A 19,168-nucleotide genomic window follows, 5' to 3' on the forward strand; every position below is an offset into this window, starting at 1 on the left:
TCAGCGGTTTTAGCAGCCTTTTCAATATCAACCTTTCCTTGCCAAGCATAGCCGAGGGTAGTTTCAAGCATATTATTCCATTCTAACCAAGAAGGAGTAAATTCAAGAGATTTGAGTTGTCCCTTTTCATATAGAGAGAAGATAGTGAGAGCGGATTTAATGTTAGGATCGTCGAAATATACTCGGGTTTTCAATTTAAGAGCGGGTATAGCCTGATGTTCTTTTCCCATAATTTCCTGCCCTTTAGGTCCAGTAGCGAACTTAATGAATTCCCAAGAAGCCTCTGGATATTTAGACTTAGAGTAGATAGCGAGGGAAAGTTGGTTAGCGGACATAAATCTTCCAGCAGGTCCTGAAGGTATAGGAGCGATACCCCAACGGAAAGGTAGTTTTCTATAGCTAACAATGAAAGAAGATATTCCCAGTGTAGTTGCGAAGTTTCCAGTCATGAAAGGATCGGAGAGTCCCTGCATGAAGGACTCAGAGGGACAGACCTTATATTTATATCTTAGTTCATACATAAATTTAAGACCCTCAAGGGATTTAGGGTTAGAGTAGATGGTGCAGGATTTTTTATCCTTAGAGAGTACAGTACCTCCTGCGCTCCAAATGATAGGATAGAGTCCACCCTCACCCCAAGTAGGGACGTAAGTTCCCCAGATTTCAGGAGTACCATCTTTATTTTCATCTATAGTTAATTTTTGAGCTGCCTCAATCCATTTATTCCAATCCCAAGACCAGTCAGGATATTTAATCTTATACTTATCAAAAATATCTTTGTTGTAGAACATTATACCGCCTAAGGTGATATCCCTTATCATAGCGTAAATCTTTCCATCCCATTCACAAACTTCCGGATCGTAATAATAATTCTTAATATTTATATCTCTCCTTATCCATTCGGTTATATCTTTGAACACTCCCTTTGAGGCTAAGTCTATGAAATAAGCTCCATCCATTAAGATCACATCTGGTGCATTTCCAGCTGCAATTCGGTTTTGTAGTTGTTGCCAATAAGCTCCCCAGGCAGTAGATTCTAAATTAACAAATATTTTATTTTGGGACTGATTAAAGGCGTCAACGATTTTTCTCTCTACTTCAATTTCCCTTATATCTCCCCATCTCATGTAAGTAATTTGGATTTTGCTCTGTCCAAGAGCTGAAAGAGACAATAGGATAATCAAAAAGCTAAAAATTAAGAACTTTTTCATTTTCAAACCCCCTTCAAAACTTGACTACTTTACTCAAATTCCTTGGGCTCTCTACATTTATGTTTTTACTTTTAGCAATATTTAGACCTAATATTTGTCCCCATATGACTTTTAAGAAAAGGCTTTCGGGAAGATCGGAAATGTAAAAGTCAGATCCCTTTCCACCTATGGTTATTACTTCTGCCCCATAGCTTTTTAGTTCATCGACTAACGGTTCTTCAGCCTGAATTCCTTTTGTATATATAGAAACTAAAAAGCCCTTTTCAAGAAGAGATTTGGGACCATGTCTATATTCAAAAGTAGAATAAGCTTCTATCTTTGAAAGCGACATTTCTTCCAACTTTAGGGCAGATTCTCTGGCAATACCTTCCTCTGCTCCAAGTCCTAAGAATATGTAGTGGTTATAATGGGTATAGTTTGAAGATAATTCATTGGCAGTATTTATTATCTTTTCAATTTCATTTAGTAGATCTTTGTATATGCTTAAATCTTCTCCTCTAACAAAACTTGCTATCATCTCTATGGTAAGAAGCATAGAGGAGAAGGATTTTGTCATAACAATAGCGTCCTCTTTTATGGGCAGAACAATGGAATTTTGAGATATTTTTACTAAAGAGCTTTCTTCCTCTAAGGTGATACCAAGGGTTGGAATTCCATACTCTTTAAATTTTTCTCCTGCCTTAACTACTTCGGTAGATTCTCCAGAGCGAGATATTAATATGGCAGATCTTCTTAAGTTTTTGAAATCTCCTATATTTTCCTTTGGAGAAAACCATATCTCTCCTCCGGGAAGAGCTTTTGTTTCCATGTTAGTTTTAAAGGTGAAAAATCTACTTCCCGAAAGGCTTAAGTATAAAGAAGTTCCACAACCTATAAAATATATAATGTCGGAATTTAAGATAAATTCAGGAAGATTATTACTTTTTAAGTAATTCTTAACATAATCAAAAACCCTTGGAAGATCTGTGATTTGTTCTTTTATTTCCTTTTCTACGATATACATAAACAAACCTCCTAAACAACAAATTTTTGACTCCATTCAGGGATTTTTTTGAACTCTTCAGGTATAGAATCGGAAACTATGTAATCTAAGTCATCAAAATTGCATACTTTAAAAGGTACCGATAAATTAAATTTTGAACTATCCGCAACAAGTACTTTCTTTTCAGCTTTTGAGATTATGGTTTTTGCTACTTCTGCCTCTTCCATATCAAAGAAGGTGATACCATTTTTAATATCTACCCCGTTAGCCCCAAAAAAGTAGTAGTCTATTTTCCCTATCTCTTGGAAGAATTTAATCACATGTCCTCCTATGCACTCAAGGGATTTTTCTTTTGTGGTTCCTCCTGAATGGATCAATCTGAAATTTTTCCTTAAATTTATTACTGCCCAAGCAGTGGTGATAGAGTTAGTTAAAATGGTTAAATTAGTAATAGGACTTTGATCTAAGGCTTGTACCATGTAATATATGGTAGATCCACCACTCATGGCAATGATAGAGCCATCTTTTAAAAGGGATAGAGCTTTTTTGGCTATTTCTTTTTTGATTTCTTTGTTTTCTTCAAGTCTTAAGAAAAAGGAATTCTCTGAAGAAATACTTGTTGCTGTTGCTCCGCCTCTTACTCTTTTTATAAGTCCTTGTTTTTCCAAAAAGTTTAAGTCTCTCCTTACGGTGATTTCTGAAATAGATAATTCTTTTGCTATCTCTTGTACTGTAAGATAACCTTTTTCTCTTATTAGTTTTAAAACCCTCTCAAATCTATATTCTTTCATTTTCGTTTATTTTAAATCAATATTTGAATTTTTTATTATTATAACAGATATTTTAGGGATGTAAAGAGGGGGGGGTGAATTTTATTATTCTTCCTTTAAAGCTTAATTTTGCCATATCTACAAAATTAGATCGTTAAATTTTAAAATTGATCTTTTTTAATCATTTTTATTGTAAACTTTGATTATAAATGATATAATAGCACTAAAAAGTTAAGGTAGGTGTCTTCATTGAAAAAGCTTCTTAGTCTTTTAGTGGTTTCCCTTTTGGTCCTTTTAATGATGGCTTCAGGACAAAAGACAGTAACTATTAGATATGGTGTATGGATGAGTGAGCAATTAGATGGTATAAAGGCTCAAATTTCTACTTTTGAAAAGAGGTATCCCAACATAAAAGTGAAGCTTGAGCATGTACCTTGGGAAGATTATTGGACAAAGCTTCAAACCATGATGGCAGGGGGAGATTGTTGGGACGTTTTTACTATGGATACAGGTTTTTATTTACCCGATTATGTAGCGAGAAATGCATTGGTAGATATTACTCCATTCATAAAAAAAGACAATCTGGATTTGAGTGTATATCCATCAGGAGTTTTAAAGCTACATAATTTTGAGGGCAAATATTATTCTCTGCCCAGAGACTATGATACTATAGGGATGTTTTACAATAAGAAAGCCTTTGATGAGGCAAAACTTAAATATCCTGATGGGAATTGGACTTGGGAAGATTTAAAGAAGGCAGTTGAGAAGCTAACTAAGAAAGATGCCAAAGGGAATATAGTAAGGTATGGGATTACAGTAGATGGAGGTCCGCTATCAGTTTCGCAAGCTTTCTTATTCCCCATGATTTTATCTCTTGGTGGAGATTTAGTTAAGGATGGAAAAGTAGTTTTTGATAGTCCTCAAGTTAAGGAGGCATTAAGTTTTGCGAGGGAGTTAACGGAAAAAGGTTATGCTCCAAAGCCAGGAGTAACCAGTGGAGATCTATTTATTGCAGGGAAGAGTGCTATTAACTTTAGCGGATCTTGGATGTTAGGATATTATGCTGAAAATATTAAATCTTTTAACTTTGGGGTTGTCATGATTCCAAAATCAAGGACAGGAAAGAGGGCAAATATTTCTGACTCCTTGGGTAATGTTATCTGGAGTAAGACGAAGAATTTGGATGCTGCATGGACTTTTGTAAAGTGGATGGCGAGCAAAGAGGCAGCAGAGATTCTTGGAAAGTCTGGTACTGTAATTCCTGCATATAGGGATACCGATACCTTGTGGATGCAGAGTTTTAAGAGATTTGGAAAGGAAAAAGATGCAAAGGTGTTTATAGATTCGGTGAAGTACACCAATCCATGGCCTCAAACAAGGGGATCTAGCGAGTGGTTTGACAGATGGGAGACTTATTATATAGTTGAGATTATAGCAGGGAGATTAGGAGTAGAAGAAGGTTTGAAACAAGCCACAGAAGAAATTAATGGGATTATTGAAAAGGCCTCTCAATAAATTGATTTTTTGGGGAAGGGGCTATAAAGGTCTCTTCCCTTTTTAAGGTGGAGGTTATAGAAAATGAGGGTTCTTGGAGGAATACCTAAGTACAAACAGGCAATTTATTTTTTTGTCTTTATAGTTTTTTCTTTAGTTTTTGCCCTTCTTGCTTACTATATACCTTTTGGAATTTCCTTTAAGCTTGCCCTTTCTAAATATGACGCCATTTCAGAGCCTCAATATATAGGATTAGAAAACTTTAAAAAGATTTTTCAAGATAAGGTTTTTTGGATATCATTGAAGAATTCTTTTTTATATGCTCTATATGTGGTACCTACAGCAGTAATTTTGAGTTTTCTTATTGCGGTTGGTTTAAATAGGAATACTAAATTTTTTAGATTTTTAAGGGTTTTTTATTTCATTCCTACAGTGACCTCTTCCGTTGCTATTAATTTTGTATGGCTTTGGTTTTTCAATCCAGAGTATGGACTCTTAAATACTATATTAGGATTTTTAGGGGTAAAAAAGATATACTGGCTAACAGATCCTAAGATTGCACTATTTTCTCTTGCTATTGTAGGTATATGGGGTAGTTTAAGTTATAATATTATTCTTTTCCTTGCAGGACTTCAAAATATTCCGTTTACCTATTACGAGGCAGCATCCCTCGATGGAGCAACTAAAAAAGATATGTTAATTCATATTACTCTTCCCCTTATGACTCCCATCATCTTTTTTGTACTTATAATGCAGATTATTAGTTCAGTGCAGATGTTTGAAAGTGTTTTTATTATGACAAGGGGAGGACCTGGATACTCTACTTATACCCTTGTCTATTATATCTATCGTAATGGTTTTAATTGGTTCCGAATGGGATATGGAACTGCTCTATCTTGGATTCTTTACTTTATTCTTTTAATCTTAACTATAATTCAGTTTAATCTCCAAAGGAGATGGGTATACTATGAGTAATAAAATCATAGCCCTCCTGCTCATTATTGGTGCTTTAATTATGTTTATCCCCTATTGGTTTATGTTGGTGGTTTCTTTTGAAACTATTGAAGAGGCATCTGCGGTGCCTCCTCATCTTTTTCCTTTAAATCCTATAATTAATAATTATAAAGAAATATTTATAAAGCTTGATTTTGGAAGATACTTTTTAAACTCTCTTATGGTTACTTTAAGCCTTGTGTTTTCTCAGATTATTCTCTGTTCTCTTGCGGGTTATGCCTTTGCAAGGCTTTATTTTCCTCTTAAAAATGTGATTTTTTTGATTTTTCTTTCGGTAATAATGCTTCCTGGAATTGTCTTGTTAATTCCCAGGTATTTGATCTTGAAAAATTTGTCCCTTGTTAATACCTTGATTGGAGTGATCCTTCTTGAGATATTTAGTGAGTTTGGCATTTTCCTCTATAGGCAGCACTTTTTGTCCATGCCTATTGAGATGGAGGAGGCTGCAATAGTAGACGGAGCTAATATGTGGGATATATTTTGGAAGATTATGATGCCTCTATCAAAGCCTATTACTTTGTCCTTTGGACTCTTAGTTTTTATTTATGGTTGGAATTTATTCCTTTGGCCTCTAATTGTTATAACATCTCCCGAAAAGAGAACTTTACCCATAGCAATAGCGCTTCTTCAGGGGCAATATTTTAGTAATTGGGGAGTAATTATGGCAGGTGGAGTTATTGCTTCTCTTCCACCTATAATTCTTTTCCTCTTTACTCAGAAAAGTTTTGTAGAAGGAATAGCCTTTAGTGGGCTTAAATAATTTAAAGTATGGAGGTGTGAATGAATGAAGATTAGTTTTATTGGAGCAGGAAGTGTAGTATTTACCAGAAATCTTTTGAGGGACTTGGCATTATTTTCTGAGTTTGATGAAACAGAGATAGCTCTTATGGATATTGATCCTGAGAGGTTAGAAGTTGCAAAAAAGATAGCAGAGGAGATAAAAGAAAAGAAAAATAAAAACTGGAATATTAAAGGTTATATGGATTTAAAATCTGCTATTGAGAATTCTAAGTATGTGATAAATACTGTCCAAATTGGTGGAAAATCTGCTACTTATGTGGATTTTGATATACCTGAAAAGTATGGCTTAAAACAGACCATTGGGGATACCCATGGAATTGGTGGAATAATGAGATTTTTGAGAACAGCGCCATTTTTAAGAGAGCTTACTCGGAATATAGAAGAATATGCTCCTTCCGCCTTACTTTTAAACTTTACAAATCCTATGTCCATGAATCAGTGGTATATTAATGATATCTCTGAGATTGACACAGTGGGCTTATGCCACTCCATACCCTATACTATTGAGCAAATTTCAAGTTATGTGGGAGTTCCTTCTAAGGAAGTAAATTACAAAGTAGCAGGTATTAACCATATGGCTTGGGTTTTGGTCTTTGAAAGAAATGGGGAAGACCTTTATCCCCTTTTATTTAAGGCTATGGAAAAGAAGGAAATATGGGAGAAGGATCCTGTAAGATTTGAGATACTAAGAATGTTTCATTATTTCGTGACCGAGTCTTCAGAACACAATGCAGAGTATGTTCCATACTTTATTAAGGATGAAGAGTTAGTTAAAAAACTTAATATTCCCATAAGGGAATATATAAGAAGGGTAGAAGAAAATGAGAAGGTTTTTGATGCCTTTAGAGACTATTATTTAAGAGGAAATAAGGAGGCATATGGGGTAGTGAAAGAACATTATGGGGACGAAGATGATGATACTTCAAAGGAATATGCTATTCAAATTATACATGGAATAGAGACAAATAATTCAAAGCTTGTTTACAGTATTGTTAGAAATGATGGGATTATAGATAATTTGCCTATGGATTGTATGGTAGAAGTTCCATGCTACGTAGATAGAAATGGAGTTTCTCCATTAAAAATAGGATATCTACCTGATCAACTTGCAAGTTTAAATCTCTCTCATATAAATGTTCAGAGGCTTGCAGTAAAAGGTGCCATAGAAGGGGATAAAGATTACATCCATTATGCTGCTCTTTTAGACCCCTTAGCTTCCTCTTTGCTTTCTCCAGAAAAAATCCATATGATGGTGGAAGAATTATTAAAGGCTCATGAAGAGTATTTAAAAGATCTTTTTAGAAAGTAGGTGAGAAGGCATATGTGGCTAAGCAAAGATTACCTTAGGAAAAAGGGAGTTTATTCTATATGCAGTTCTAATTCTTATGTGATTGAGGCAAGTATTGAATTTGCTAAGGAAAAAGGTGATTATATCCTGATTGAAGCAACTCCTCATCAAGTGAATCAGTTTGGTGGATATTCAGGAATGACTCCTGAAGATTTTAAAAATTTTGTAATGAAGATAGCAAAGGAAAAGGGTTTGGAAGAAGATAAGATAATTCTTGGGGGGGATCATTTAGGTCCCCTTCCTTGGCAAGATGAACCTTCACCAACAGCAATGAATAAGGCGAAGGATCTTATCAGGGCTTTCGTGGAAAGTGGCTATAAGAAGATACATATTGATTGTAGTATGCCTCTTTCCGATGATCCTAAAGTGCTTCCTTATGAAAAAATAGCAGAAAGAACAAGAGAGCTTTTTGAAATTGCCGAAGAGACTGCAAGAAAATATAATTTTCAGCCTGTATATGTGGTAGGAACTGATGTGCCTATAGCAGGAGGTGGTGAAGAAGAAGGAGTAACTTCTGTAGAGGATTTTAGATCTGCAATCTCCTCATTAAAGAAATATTTTAATGATGTCCCTAATATATGGGATAGAGTAGTAGGTTTTGTAATAATGCTTGGTATAGGATTTAGTTATGATAAAGTATTTGAATATGATAGGGATAAAGTGAGAGGTATATTGGAAGAGGTGAAAAGAGAAGACTTATTTGTAGAGGGTCATTCTACCGATTACCAAGCAAGATATGCATTAAGAAATATGGTAGAAGATGGAGTAAGAATTCTGAAGGTGGGTCCTGCTTTAACTGCAGCCTTTAGAAGAGGAGTTTTCTTGCTTAGTAATATTGAGGATGAAATTATACCTGAAAGGGAAAGATCTAATATAAAGAGAGTCATACTTGAGACAATGCTAAGGTATGATAGATATTGGAGAAAGTATTATAAGGATTCGAAGAGGTTAGAATTAGACATTTGGTATAACTTATTGGATAGAATTAGGTATTATTGGGAGTATGAGGATGTAAAAATGGTTTTAAACAAGCTTTTTGAAAATTTTTCAGAGGGTGTTGATATTAAGTTTATATATCAATATTTTTATGATTCATATTTTGATGTGAGAGAAGGAAAAATGAAGAATGATCCAAGAGAACTTATAAAAAAAGAGATAAAAAGAGTTTTGGAGGATTATAGCTATGCTATAAACTTATAATCGTTCCCAAGGCTCTATATCGCCTGCTATAACTTTAAATATAGGATGTACTTCAATTTTCTTTGTATTTTTTATCTCTTTATATTTTTTTATATCTCTTATTATAAGCTTTTTTAATAGATGTTGAAATTCATAATATATTTGTCCTTTTGAGACAGGGATTTTATCTGTTATCTCTACCTCTACAATTTTCTTTTTGTCAAAGTTATAGCCTCTTCTTTTAGCTTCTAAGAAAATTTGAAAAAGATAGGCATTAATATAAAGTACTGGATCTTCTGTTTTTTTAAATCTTTCTAACTGGGGATGATTTCTATAGCCTTTAGTCCTTCCTTCTAATACTTTTTTGGCAAGTAGTCCCTCTCTCCAAACTGCTAAAAGCCCTTTAGTATCTAAATATTTAGGATGTATAGACCATAAACGCATTTAAGTTTCATTAATTTTAATAAATATATTCAAAGTCGTAAGAATAATAGATTGTTATTCCTTTACTTTTTGCAAATTCTTCTGTTTCTGGTTCTGTCATATATGTGACTATGATGGGAAAGATTTCTCCTTCTATTACCTCTCTAATATCCTTTAGCCTGTCTATAAAGTCAATTATATGCCTTAAGGAAAGATTTGCTTTTGCCTCTCCCACTATAAATATCTCTTTTCCATCCCTTTCTCCCTTCCCTAAAATATTTATCTCCATAGGTTCTCCCTTTTTGTTCTTTATAAACTTTCTGATGAGTCTTTCTTTTACCTCAATTCCAAAATCTCTTTTTAAAAGGTAAGGAAGAGATCTATAGGTTCTATCCTCAAGTTGGAAATCAATACTATGGGATAGTTCTCCTAATTCCTTTGCTATTCCATTTATTTGTTTCTGCATATTTTTCATGGCTAAAGTAAGCTCTCTGATTTCCTCTTCAGTCTTTCTCTGGGCTTCCGTTAGAGCCTCAACGGCGGTTTCTAACCTAGCTATTCTCTCTTCGGATTTTCTCTGAGCTTCTGTTAGAGCTTCCAGTCTCTCTTCAGTTCTTCTTTGTGCCTGAACAAGCTCCTCAATCCTCTCTTCGGTTTTTTCTTGAGCAGAGATAAGTCTCTCTACTGCAGATTTTAGATCCACAATTTCTTTATGAATAGGAATTCTTACTTCAAGCTCCTGAAGAACTCTCTCTTACAATAGGATATAATTCTTCTTTTGGTATTGCCATTTAATAAATTCCTCCTTGGTTTTATCTTATCATGTCTAATGTCTTTTTATCAACAACACCCTCCATAGGACCTCTTTTGGTTACACTTAAAGCTCCTATTATGTTTGCTCTTTTTAATGCATCTTCAATGGTATAACCCTGAAGTATGCTTGCTACAAATCCAGCATCAAAACAATCTCCTGCTCCTGTTGGATCAACCTCTTCCACTTCTATGGGAGCCACTTTGTATACTTTGTCTTTATAATATGCCTCTGCTCCATGTTTTCCTTTTTTAATTACAATAATTTTTTCCTCTTTGTTTACCTCTCCAATTATGGATAGTTCTCTTTCTCCCGAGAGAATGATTTTTGATTTTGATGCTATGTTTTTGATGGTTTCTAAGTATTCTTTCGAAAGTCCAAGCTCTACTCTTATATTGGGATCAAAGCTTATTAATTTGCCATATTCATAGGCAAGATTTACAGCTTTGTGTATAGCTTCTTTTACATTATCCTTTATCGCCAAAGAGCATCCCATTATGTGTAGGGCTTTTATATTCTTTATTAAATCTTCTGTTATATCTTCTGGATAAATACAGCTTGCAGCAGAGTGAGGTAGATGAAAAATAAATTTTCTTTCTCCATTGGAAAAGTAAGTTACAAAGGCAATTCCAGTAATATATTCCTGGGTTTTCTTTATTAATCCAACTTCTACACCATCCTTTTTCAATCTTTCAAAAACATTTCTGCCAAAGTCATCTTCTCCGATGCATCCTAAGATTCCACCTTTAAGTCCTAATTTTACTATTTGATCAATAAAAATTGCAGGAGCACCACTTGGATATGGTCCTAAAAACTCTCCGGGATGTAAAAAATCTTGATCAATTTTTTTTGCCATTATCTCTACAAGAATTTCACCTATGGTTAACACATCTAATTCCATAATTTTTTACCCCTTTAGTTTTCTCCCTTAACATCAATTATCACTTTAAAATATTGATCTTTATAATTTAAGATATCTTCAAATGCTTGAGGGACTTTATCAAAGGGATAAATATGGGTTATCAGAGCTTCATAGTTTACTTGATTTTTTCTTAGTAATTCAAGAGCAATAAGATAATCATCCTTTGTATACATTAAGGATCCTTTGAGATTCAATTCTCTATCCTGAATATATATAAGCTTAGCCATAGAGATCTCTTTTGGGACTCCCATAAGGATAATATCGGTTCCTTTTCTTGCGTATTCAATTGCTAGGTTTATGGTTTGATCTACTCCTACGCATTCAAATACCAAGTCAGGACCTTCTTGAGTAAAGAGGGAAAGATTTAAATTCTCTGGTTTTACAGTGATTATTCCAGGGCATAAATTTTTTGCAAGATTTAGCCTTTTGTCAAGGACATCAACAAGGACAATCTTTTTTGCAGAGGAGAGATATAAAAATATCGTAGTAAGAAGTCCAATAGGACCACTTCCTATTACAAGAACTTCATCTCCTGGTTTAAAACTTGATCTTCTTACTCCATGCACCGCAACCGCAAGAGGCTCGGTAAGTACTGCCCTTTTTAAGGGAACCTCATTTACTTTGTACACTTTATGGGAAGGTATTTTTATATACTTTTGAAATCCACCATTGGTCTTTGTACATCCTATAACATCTAGATTTTTGCATATATTATATCTTCCATGGGTACAGTTATAACATATTCCACAGGTTAAACTTGGCTCAATTACTACAACATCGTTTAAATCTACATTTCTCACATTTTCTCCTTTTTCAATTACTTTTCCTACAAATTCGTGTCCCAAAACTATTCCAGGTTTTACAAAGGGGTGTTCTCCTAAATAGGCATGAAGGTCAGATCCACAAATTCCTGCATAAATGACCTCAAGAAGAACATCATTCTCTTTTGGTTTTTCTAAGGGTGTTTCAATAAGTTCAAGCTTTTTTATATCTTTAAGAAGCCATCCCATATTTTTCATACCGTATCCCCCTAAAAATTATTTATTTAAGATTATTACAAAGGTTCCTTTTATTTCAAGAGGTATAATAAAATAGATTGTAGAAAGGGGAAAATTTATATGTTCATCGAAATCAAGGATCTTTCAAAAAGTTATCAGGTTGGTTTAACTAAGATTGATGCCCTCAAAAAGTTATCCATAGACTTTGAGAAGGGCAAGATATATGTAATCCTTGGACCTTCTGGCTCTGGAAAAACCACTCTTCTTAACATTCTTGGTGGAATTGATAAACCCGACGAAGGAAAAGTTATAGTTGATGGGGAGGATATAACTAACTATAACGATAGGGAGCTAACTAATTATCGAAGGAGAAAACTTGGCTTCATTTTTCAGTTTTACAATCTTGTGAACTCTTTGACAGTTCTTGAAAATGTACTTTCCACTAAATACCTTTCAGAAAATGGTTTAGATCCTAAGGAAGTTCTTGAAGTTGTGGGAATGTGGGAGCATAGAGATAAATTTCCTTTTGAACTTTCGGGTGGTGAACAGCAAAGGGTAGCTATAGCAAGGGCAGTAGTGAAAAATCCATCTATAATACTTTGTGATGAGCCAACAGGTGCTCTTGATTTTGAAAATGCAAAGAGGGTTCTAAAGCTTCTTGAGGATATTAATAAAAGGTATGGTACTACTATTATAATTGCAACTCATAATACTGCTATTGCAAAAATGTCCCATAAGATTATAAGGCTAAGAAGTGGAGAATTGGTGGAGTACCAAGACAATCCATCTCCAGCTCTTGCTGAGGAGGTGGTTTGGTAATGCTTAAGAAAATTCCTATGAGGATAATATGGAGGGATAAGTCTCACTTTTTGGGGATAATTTTTCTTGTTCTTTTTGCATCTTTTGGATATGCTATCTTTAGTATTCTCATAACAAACATTGATACTAATTATAAAAATTTTGTGGAGAAGTATAACCAGGAGAATTTTCACTTTACTACATTTTTCCCTATAGATATTTCCTCCTTAGAGAAAAAATATAATGTGCTTATTGAGGAAAAATTTACATGGGACTTTGAATATGGTGATAGATTAATAAGATTTTTTAATTTAACAGAAAAGGTAAATAAGCCTTTAATTCTTGAAGGAACTCTTCCTAAAATAGGGGAGATTGCTGTAGATCCTAATTTTGCCAAGGCAAATAAATTAAGGATAGGCGATGGGATAGAAATTAATGGCATTAAGTTTCGTATTTCAGGATATGTAGCTCTCCCCGATTATATTTATATAACAAAGAATGAGACTGATCTTCTTCCTGATCCTATGCATTTTGGGATTGGAATAATGAATTTTGAAGACATGAGAAAATTTTTAGAAAGTGTTGCCTATAGATATTATATGGTGAGGGGAACTATTTCTGATCTTTCCTCTTTTAAAAATGAGATAAATTCTAAATATAGGCTTATTTCCTTTGTGGAAAAGGATGAAAATTTCAGGATCATAGTTACTGAGATGAAGATGAAAAGTGCAAAACCTATGGCTTTTGTTATATCTGGTACTATTTTAGTAATATCCTCAATTCTCCTCTTTATTGTTCTAAGAAGGCTTATAAATTCTATGCATGCTGAGGTAGGTACTCTTTATGCTTTAGGATATAACAGCAAAGAGATTGTAAGGGTATATATTCTTTTTCCCATATATATTTGGCTGATGGGTGTTATCCCAGGAAGTATTATTGGTTATGCCCTTTCAGGTCCTTTTACAGATTTTTATGTCTCCTTTATAAGTGTGCCTATAGTAGAAAAGTTTATTCCCACAAAAGATCTTCTTATTGCCTTTTTTGTACCAGCTCTTTTTATGATTCCTTCTGGATATATAGCTATAAAGGATCTTCTTAAAAAGAGAGTGGTGGAGATAATAAGAGGAGAATCAGAAAAGGGATTTAAAACAAGATTTCGCATGGAATTTCTTGATAGGTTCTCTTTTAAGAGAAGAGTAATGTTAAAACAGGGACTTTTACATCCTTCAAGAGAGCTAGTTTTAATAATAGGGGTTGCTTTTGCTACCTTAATTATTCTATATGGAGTTGTTGCAAAATCTGCCCTTTCTTATCTTGTGGAAGATACTTTTCAGAATACTTATAAATACAATTATATGTATCTTTTGAATTACTATGAAAAGGAAAATAAGTATGATGCTGAGCCTTTTAATATGCTATCCTTTTATCTTAAAGGCACCAAATCAAAGGTTGTGATTTATGGTATTTTAAAAGATTCTCAGATGATATTATTGAAAGATGGCAAGGGAGACAAAATAAATTTAGAGGGACTTGTAATTTCTCAGTCTCTTGCAGATAAATTTGGTCTTAAGGTTGGAGATGTTTTGAATTTGGTTAATAATATTGATGGAAAAGAATATAGTTTAAAAGTTACAGGGATTGCTGATCTTTACGTGGGAAACAATGGATATATGAGTCTGGAAGAATTTAATGAAACTTTTGGTTTTGATAAGGGGTCTTTTATTGGACTTTATTCTTTTCACAAGCTTGATATTCCTAAGGAAGACCTTGTTACTTATATGAGTAAAGAGGATGCAATAAAGGTCTTTAAGGATTCTGCACAAAGTGTGGATCAAATGCTTCAAGTAATGTATCTCGTATCCTTTTTCCTTGCTTTCACCATAATTTATGTCCTCGCTTCTTTAGTGATTACGGAAAATAGAAAACCTCTTGCTATTTTCAAAATCCTTGGGTTTAGAGATGGAGAGTTGAGCTCCATGTTTCTTGGTTTTAACAATTTCTCCTTTATAGTGGGCTTTCTTCTTGGAATTCCTCTTTATAATATGCTTATAAGTTATATTATAAAAGGAGTTCTTAAAGATGTAGATTTTTCTTTTAAGTTACAAGCTCAATTTAATGATATACTCTTTTCCTTTACTTATCTTTTTGTAGCCTTCTTATTTTCAAGATATTTAGGAAGAAGAAGAATTAACTCCATCTCCCCAGTGGTCATTTTAAAAGAGCAGTCAGAATAAAAATGGGCTCCCCAAAGGGGAGCCCTCAATTACATGGTAGTATAAGTTGGAGTATAGGTTTCTCCATATCTTTGTAATACTTTTATAAAAGCATTCATATGATTTTGAGAGCCTTTAAGTAAATTTGTATAAACTCTGATTATATCAGGTTTATTGGTTCTCTTAATTGCCTCTTGTAGATCTTTTATATCAAGTTCTTCAATAAAAATTCCTACTTTTAGAGCCTCAACTGCTGATTTTTTGCCTCTTTCTACCAATGTGTTGTAAAGTTCTGTGAATTTAGTATTGGTAAATTTTCCAATTCTATCATCAACTACTGGGTCCTTTAATTTGTAGTAATTGATCAATGTCTTTACAGCATTCATATGGGCTTGCTCTGAGTTTGATATGTTATAGAAAATAGGGATTTTATGAATATTATATAAGGTTATATATACGTCCCTTGCTAATTTTTCCTCCTCCCTCATATGAAGTATGTCTTCAATCTCTTGAGAACTGAGATTTTCTGCTGAGATTCCTAAGTTAGTAAATAGAATAAAGGAGAATAAGAGGATCAACGTTGCCTTTAAAAACTTTTTCATTTTTACTCACCTCCAGTTAAATTTGTTTTTACACTTAAATTATGATTATTGAACCTTAATATTCATTGAAAATAGCCTTAAATTTGGCTTAAAAAATTAAAAAATTTGCTTTTTATTGACTTTTTGAAATTCTTAAAATATAATTTAGGACAGAGGAAGGGTTAAAAATTTTATAAAATTATTAATCCTTTCCAATTTTTGGGGGAAGGACACTCTTTATGAGAAGGAAACTTTTCTTTTTGTTTTTTCTATTTATTCTCTTATGTATTTCAGGGATATTTTCTCAATGAATCTTCAGGAAACACTTTCTGTTCCAAGCCTTTCTCTTAACTCTAAATCGGTTTATACATTAAAGGATTTAGCTAGATCAGAGGAGGTCAAAAGGTATGTGGAAGTCTTTCTCAAGGATTGGGAAGAGTTGAAAGATTTAGAGTCCGGAGGAGTACCTGAGGATGAGATAAACAAGAAAAAACAAGAAATTCTTGAGGAAATACAAGAACTAAGAAGGATTGCTGAGAAGAATGGGGAAAGCGAAGAATTTTCGAATATTTTGAATAGTAGGGGATTATGAGATATTTTAATGTCTTAGGAATTTTCATATTTCTTTTATTAATGTTAGTTCTTCATACAGGGGAAGTGTATTCTTGGGGTGGAACTATCCATAGCGAAATTGTAAGAGATGCATATTACTATATGGAACGTTCATCTTATGCTACTTCTCAGCAAAAAAACTCGGCAGTCTGGAGGACAAATAATTGGGGTTTTCCATCGGATAGGCCTTGGGATATTATGGCAAGAGGGGCTGTAGAGTTTGATGAACTTACCAAACTCAGCCTGGCGACATTTGGATACCTGATTGGATAATTAATCTCTTTGCAGATGCTCACAGCTCTTATACGGCTTTTATGCATTTCTTAGATTTTCCTTCTCTTATGAATAACCTATCTCATGATTCTCATGGAAATAGAAGGAGCGGTATCCATAATAATATAGACGGCTATAACTATATAAGACACAGTAAGTTTGTAAAAGGAGAAAAGGATGATGATTATTGGGTAGATTGGTGGATGGGAAACGATGATTTTTGTATGGTTCACTCAGGAGTACTTTTAGATATGTATGAAAGAGATGAAGGAGGAAGAGACAAGAATGGTAATCTTATATCCTCGGTAAATTACTCCTGTTATACTCGTTGGGATAAGGATCATCATAACATAATTTATGCTCCAATAGATAATTTGAGTGATTACTGGTTTAAGCAAAATCAAGATTGGTGGTCACATCCCTACTGGGGACCCTATTACCTTGGTTATGCTCTTCATGCTGTTGGTGATGCCTCAGAAATGCACCATGTCTTTAATACTCTAGGCTGGGGACATTCAGAATTTGAGAGTTGGGCAAGTTATTGGTATCAATTTAGAGGGGAAAAAGAATATATGAGTAGATCTCGATGGTTTGATATGAGAAAAGTTAGAGATGCTCTTAATACGGTTTTTGCTCAGGATGGTATTCCCCCATACAGAAGGGATGTTAAGTGGCTTATAGAAAGGCTTGCAAGAGAAGTTTATAATTACTCTATAAGAAATTGGAGCACTCTCTGGGGTAGAGAGCCCTCAAAAACTACTTTTTATAAGCCCTTTGAATTATATGATGGAAATTTATCCAAAAGCTGTAGCATGCGCTGTTGCTATTATGGAAAGAGCTTATTATCTACGTGTTGTTTCTCCAACTCAAATTCAAGTTCCTGTAATGGTAATTGTTAAAAAATTCCGATTGATTGATGAGACAAATCCAGAATGGGCAGGAGAAGATGATGTATATGCAAAATTTGTAGTAAGTGATGGAATTAGGACAGTTCATACTCGGATTCCTTCCTCAGGAGATTGGGGTATGGATGAGGGGGATATAAGGGATAATATTAATGTGGTTATTTTTGATACACCAAGAATAGGAAATTATTTGAGTATTAATGTGAGGGTTTATGATGCAGATGCGGGAGATGATGATTTAATTGGAGTTGGAAGTTTGTATTTAACAAGTTCTCAAAATTGGGGTAAGGGACGAGTATTGAGTATAATATGTAATGGGGGAGGTCCAGGAGAAGGTGAAATGGAGGTTGTAGTGGAAATTAGATAAAGAGATTGCTATAATCTTAATGACTTTGGAGGTCTGCTTTTGTTGGGCAGACCTCTTTTTTATGATATACTTATTAAAATTCTTATCTTTGGAGGTGAAGGGGCTTGAAGAAGTGTGTTTTTTTAATTGTAGTTATTTTGTTATCATTTTCTATCACCTATGCTGGTAATTTTGGAGTCGGGGTAGTGGTAGGTGAGCCTACAGGGCTTTCTTTTAGGCTTTGGCAAAACAAAACTCAGGCTTTTGATTTTGGGGTAGCTTGGAGTTTAAATGCTAATGTTCTTCATCTTTTTGCTGATGTAGTTACCCACAATTATGGGGTATTTAGACCTACATCAGGTTCTATGCCCTTTTATTATGGAGTAGGAGTAAGAGTTCTTTCTGCTGAAAGCACAAATTTTGGAATTAGAATTCCTCTTGGAATTGTATACATTCCTAAGGGTACGAATTTGGACTTCTTCTTTGAACTTGTTCCAACCCTTGAGTTAGTCCCCCAAACTACCCTTGATGTAGATGGAGCCTTTGGATTTAGGTATTATTTCTAAAATATTAAGATGCCACAGGCGAAGCTAATGTGTTAAGTTGAGCGCCTGTGGCGTTTATTCCTCCTTTATTACTTTTAATTTGATACTTCCAACCTCAATTCTCTTAACTTTAGTTATTTCTTTTAAAGGTGTAAAAATTAGTAAATGTCTTTTTTCCAAATTTACATCTTGGATTATTCCAAGCTCTAATAAGTTTTCTTTTTCTCCAATAAGTCCTACGAGCCTTCCTCTATAATTTTCTTTTTGAAAATCTACATATTTATCAATGGAATGGACCAAGTAAAGAGGAAATATTAAATTTTTAGCATTTTGAAAATAGAATTCATATCTTTTTTCTCTAAACTCTCTTCTTTCTTCAAGTGATCTTTCTCTTGCAAAGACACTTTTGGGTATCCTATAAACATATTTTGAAAATCTTCCTATAATTTTTAACAGGGAATCAAGTTCAGTATTACTTTGAATGGCTACTATGTGGTCGGGATTTATCACAAAAGTCTTGTAATACTTTAGTATCTTTCCTAATCTCCCTTTTACCAAGCCACAAGTGTTAATAATTACTATCTCTGCTACTTCTTTAGCTTCGTCAAGAAGTCTTCTTACTCCCGTAATTACTTGTAAAAATTTTCCCACAGGGGTTATCTCTCCAATAAAATACCAGTTTTTTATGGATAAATTTTCAAAAGATGGGAGTTCATTTTCTATAACACTTAAAGATATGGTTCCTGGAACGCCAATATCTGCTTGTCCTAAGTCAGAGTTAATAATAGCAACCTTTGAATTGTTTTTTACCCCATAGTTTGCAAGGAATTTTACAAAAGTACTTTTTCCAGAATTTGGTAGCCCTATTACAATAACAACTCCCTTTTTAAGCAGAATCGCATCTGCAGTTTCCTGCCATAAAGGAGGTATATCTATCATTTC

Annotated in this window: 21 protein-coding genes; 12 read left to right on the forward strand and 9 right to left on the reverse strand. The window is 33.9% G+C overall.

Features of this window, described 5'->3' with window-relative positions:
• From ACP5QL_RS05260 to ACP5QL_RS05270, 3 genes are all read right to left on the reverse strand, one after another.
• Positions 1-1,211: ABC transporter substrate-binding protein (locus ACP5QL_RS05260; protein ID WP_428125872.1), on the reverse strand; the 1,211-nt coding region annotated here is incomplete at its 3' end.
• A gap of 13 nt (positions 1,212-1,224) precedes the next feature.
• Complete coding sequence (locus ACP5QL_RS05265) at positions 1,225-2,214, reverse strand: SIS domain-containing protein (RefSeq protein WP_428125874.1); 990 nt, start codon at positions 2,212-2,214, stop codon at positions 1,225-1,227.
• Between the two features lie 11 nt (positions 2,215-2,225).
• The gene (locus tag ACP5QL_RS05270) at positions 2,226-2,984 is read right to left on the reverse strand and encodes a DeoR/GlpR family DNA-binding transcription regulator (protein ID WP_428125877.1); all 759 of its coding nucleotides are present in this window, start codon (positions 2,982-2,984) and stop codon (positions 2,226-2,228) included.
• Positions 2,985-3,203: 219 nt separating this feature from the next.
• Between ACP5QL_RS05270 and ACP5QL_RS05275 the strand changes: the two genes are divergently transcribed.
• The 5 genes from ACP5QL_RS05275 to ACP5QL_RS05295 all read left to right on the forward strand — a co-directional run bounded on the left by ACP5QL_RS05275 (position 3,204) and on the right by ACP5QL_RS05295 (position 8,820).
• Positions 3,204-4,478 carry an ABC transporter substrate-binding protein gene (locus tag ACP5QL_RS05275; protein ID WP_428125879.1) on the forward strand — a complete coding sequence of 425 codons (1,275 nt, stop codon included), beginning with the start codon at positions 3,204-3,206 and terminating at the stop codon, positions 4,476-4,478.
• 63 nt (positions 4,479-4,541) lie between these two features.
• The gene (locus ACP5QL_RS05280) at positions 4,542-5,432 is read left to right on the forward strand and encodes a carbohydrate ABC transporter permease (protein WP_428125882.1); all 891 of its coding nucleotides are present in this window, start codon (positions 4,542-4,544) and stop codon (positions 5,430-5,432) included.
• Positions 5,425-6,231 carry a carbohydrate ABC transporter permease gene (locus ACP5QL_RS05285; RefSeq protein WP_012582772.1) on the forward strand — a complete coding sequence of 269 codons (807 nt, stop codon included), beginning with the start codon at positions 5,425-5,427 and terminating at the stop codon, positions 6,229-6,231. The genes ACP5QL_RS05280 and ACP5QL_RS05285 overlap by 8 nt, the downstream gene beginning before the upstream one ends.
• A 24-nt stretch (positions 6,232-6,255) precedes the next feature.
• Positions 6,256-7,581 carry an alpha-glucosidase/alpha-galactosidase gene (locus tag ACP5QL_RS05290; protein WP_272995412.1) on the forward strand — a complete coding sequence of 442 codons (1,326 nt, stop codon included), beginning with the start codon at positions 6,256-6,258 and terminating at the stop codon, positions 7,579-7,581.
• 12 nt (positions 7,582-7,593) lie between these two features.
• A complete protein-coding gene (locus ACP5QL_RS05295; protein ID WP_272995410.1) occupies positions 7,594-8,820 on the forward strand; it encodes a class II D-tagatose-bisphosphate aldolase non-catalytic subunit in 1,227 nt (408 codons plus the stop codon).
• On the opposite strand, the gene ACP5QL_RS05300 is transcribed toward ACP5QL_RS05295, so the two are convergent.
• The 4 genes from ACP5QL_RS05300 to ACP5QL_RS05315 all read right to left on the reverse strand — a co-directional run bounded on the left by ACP5QL_RS05300 (position 8,815) and on the right by ACP5QL_RS05315 (position 11,974).
• A complete protein-coding gene (locus ACP5QL_RS05300) occupies positions 8,815-9,243 on the reverse strand; it encodes a pyrimidine dimer DNA glycosylase/endonuclease V (protein WP_012582775.1) in 429 nt (142 codons plus the stop codon). The two genes, ACP5QL_RS05295 and ACP5QL_RS05300, sit on opposite strands and share 6 nt — an antisense overlap.
• A gap of 16 nt (positions 9,244-9,259) precedes the next feature.
• Positions 9,260-9,925 (reverse strand): hypothetical protein, encoded by a 666-nt coding sequence (locus ACP5QL_RS05305; protein WP_428125889.1) that lies wholly within the window; start codon positions 9,923-9,925, stop codon positions 9,260-9,262.
• Between the two features lie 109 nt (positions 9,926-10,034).
• The gene (locus ACP5QL_RS05310; protein WP_012582777.1) at positions 10,035-10,934 is read right to left on the reverse strand and encodes a sugar kinase; all 900 of its coding nucleotides are present in this window, start codon (positions 10,932-10,934) and stop codon (positions 10,035-10,037) included.
• A 14-nt stretch (positions 10,935-10,948) separates the two neighbouring features.
• Positions 10,949-11,974 (reverse strand): zinc-dependent alcohol dehydrogenase, encoded by a 1,026-nt coding sequence (locus tag ACP5QL_RS05315; protein ID WP_012582778.1) that lies wholly within the window; start codon positions 11,972-11,974, stop codon positions 10,949-10,951.
• 99 nt (positions 11,975-12,073) lie between these two features.
• On the opposite strand from ACP5QL_RS05315, the gene ACP5QL_RS05320 reads away from it, so the two are divergent.
• Entirely contained in the window at positions 12,074-12,772 is a 699-nt protein-coding gene (locus ACP5QL_RS05320) for an ABC transporter ATP-binding protein (RefSeq protein WP_428125894.1), read from the forward strand.
• Positions 12,772-14,985, forward strand: coding sequence for an ABC transporter permease (locus tag ACP5QL_RS05325; RefSeq protein WP_428125896.1), 2,214 nt, complete (start codon positions 12,772-12,774; stop codon positions 14,983-14,985). Before ACP5QL_RS05320 ends, ACP5QL_RS05325 begins: the two co-directional genes overlap by 1 nt.
• Positions 14,986-15,014: 29 nt before the next feature.
• On the opposite strand, the gene ACP5QL_RS05330 is transcribed toward ACP5QL_RS05325, so the two are convergent.
• Positions 15,015-15,566, reverse strand: coding sequence for a DUF2202 domain-containing protein (locus tag ACP5QL_RS05330; RefSeq protein ID WP_273334176.1), 552 nt, complete (start codon positions 15,564-15,566; stop codon positions 15,015-15,017).
• 286 nt (positions 15,567-15,852) lie between these two features.
• On the opposite strand from ACP5QL_RS05330, the gene ACP5QL_RS05335 reads away from it, so the two are divergent.
• From ACP5QL_RS05335 to ACP5QL_RS05355, 5 genes are all read left to right on the forward strand, one after another.
• On the forward strand, positions 15,853-16,137 hold the full coding sequence (locus ACP5QL_RS05335) for a hypothetical protein (protein WP_012582782.1): 285 nt from the start codon (positions 15,853-15,855) through the stop codon (positions 16,135-16,137).
• Complete coding sequence (locus tag ACP5QL_RS05340; RefSeq protein ID WP_012582783.1) at positions 16,134-16,430, forward strand: hypothetical protein; 297 nt, start codon at positions 16,134-16,136, stop codon at positions 16,428-16,430. Before ACP5QL_RS05335 ends, ACP5QL_RS05340 begins: the two co-directional genes overlap by 4 nt.
• A 68-nt stretch (positions 16,431-16,498) precedes the next feature.
• A complete protein-coding gene (locus ACP5QL_RS05345) occupies positions 16,499-17,329 on the forward strand; it encodes a hypothetical protein (RefSeq protein ID WP_273334178.1) in 831 nt (276 codons plus the stop codon).
• Positions 17,316-17,702, forward strand: coding sequence for a hypothetical protein (locus ACP5QL_RS05350; RefSeq protein WP_428125903.1), 387 nt, complete (start codon positions 17,316-17,318; stop codon positions 17,700-17,702). The genes ACP5QL_RS05345 and ACP5QL_RS05350 overlap by 14 nt, the downstream gene beginning before the upstream one ends.
• 104 nt (positions 17,703-17,806) lie before the next feature.
• Positions 17,807-18,247 (forward strand): hypothetical protein, encoded by a 441-nt coding sequence (locus ACP5QL_RS05355; RefSeq protein ID WP_428125905.1) that lies wholly within the window; start codon positions 17,807-17,809, stop codon positions 18,245-18,247.
• Between the two features lie 54 nt (positions 18,248-18,301).
• Here the strand turns inward: ACP5QL_RS05355 and ACP5QL_RS05360 are convergent, their stop codons facing one another.
• Complete coding sequence (locus ACP5QL_RS05360; RefSeq protein WP_272995849.1) at positions 18,302-19,165, reverse strand: Clp1/GlmU family protein; 864 nt, start codon at positions 19,163-19,165, stop codon at positions 18,302-18,304.
• Positions 19,166-19,168: the final 3 nt, after the last annotated feature.

Source organism: Dictyoglomus sp., assembly GCF_049968615.1.
GTDB classification, from domain to species: Bacteria; Dictyoglomota; Dictyoglomia; order Dictyoglomales; family Dictyoglomaceae; genus Dictyoglomus; species Dictyoglomus turgidum.

What these genes read in the sequence shown, in the direction of transcription:
- ACP5QL_RS05265 (WP_428125874.1), bottom strand. Translation starts at nt 2,214, where the DNA reads ATGTATATCGTAGAAAAGGAAATAAAAGAACAAATCACAGATCTTCCA.
- ACP5QL_RS05270 (WP_428125877.1), bottom strand. Translation starts at nt 2,984, where the DNA reads ATGAAAGAATATAGATTTGAGAGGGTTTTAAAACTAATAAGAGAAAAA.
- ACP5QL_RS05280 (WP_428125882.1), top strand. Translation starts at nt 4,542, where the DNA reads ATGAGGGTTCTTGGAGGAATACCTAAGTACAAACAGGCAATTTATTTT.
- ACP5QL_RS05285 (WP_012582772.1), top strand. Translation starts at nt 5,425, where the DNA reads ATGAGTAATAAAATCATAGCCCTCCTGCTCATTATTGGTGCTTTAATT.
- ACP5QL_RS05290 (WP_272995412.1), top strand. Translation starts at nt 6,256, where the DNA reads ATGAAGATTAGTTTTATTGGAGCAGGAAGTGTAGTATTTACCAGAAAT.
- ACP5QL_RS05295 (WP_272995410.1), top strand. Translation starts at nt 7,594, where the DNA reads ATGTGGCTAAGCAAAGATTACCTTAGGAAAAAGGGAGTTTATTCTATA.
- ACP5QL_RS05300 (WP_012582775.1), bottom strand. Translation starts at nt 9,243, where the DNA reads ATGCGTTTATGGTCTATACATCCTAAATATTTAGATACTAAAGGGCTT.
- ACP5QL_RS05310 (WP_012582777.1), bottom strand. Translation starts at nt 10,934, where the DNA reads ATGGAATTAGATGTGTTAACCATAGGTGAAATTCTTGTAGAGATAATG.
- ACP5QL_RS05315 (WP_012582778.1), bottom strand. Translation starts at nt 11,974, where the DNA reads ATGAAAAATATGGGATGGCTTCTTAAAGATATAAAAAAGCTTGAACTT.
- ACP5QL_RS05320 (WP_428125894.1), top strand. Translation starts at nt 12,074, where the DNA reads ATGTTCATCGAAATCAAGGATCTTTCAAAAAGTTATCAGGTTGGTTTA.
- ACP5QL_RS05325 (WP_428125896.1), top strand. Translation starts at nt 12,772, where the DNA reads ATGCTTAAGAAAATTCCTATGAGGATAATATGGAGGGATAAGTCTCAC.
- ACP5QL_RS05330 (WP_273334176.1), bottom strand. Translation starts at nt 15,566, where the DNA reads ATGAAAAAGTTTTTAAAGGCAACGTTGATCCTCTTATTCTCCTTTATT.
- ACP5QL_RS05335 (WP_012582782.1), top strand. Translation starts at nt 15,853, where the DNA reads ATGAATCTTCAGGAAACACTTTCTGTTCCAAGCCTTTCTCTTAACTCT.
- ACP5QL_RS05340 (WP_012582783.1), top strand. Translation starts at nt 16,134, where the DNA reads ATGAGATATTTTAATGTCTTAGGAATTTTCATATTTCTTTTATTAATG.
- ACP5QL_RS05345 (WP_273334178.1), top strand. Translation starts at nt 16,499, where the DNA reads ATGAATAACCTATCTCATGATTCTCATGGAAATAGAAGGAGCGGTATC.
- ACP5QL_RS05350 (WP_428125903.1), top strand. Translation starts at nt 17,316, where the DNA reads ATGGTAATTGTTAAAAAATTCCGATTGATTGATGAGACAAATCCAGAA.
- ACP5QL_RS05360 (WP_272995849.1), bottom strand. Translation starts at nt 19,165, where the DNA reads ATGATAGATATACCTCCTTTATGGCAGGAAACTGCAGATGCGATTCTG.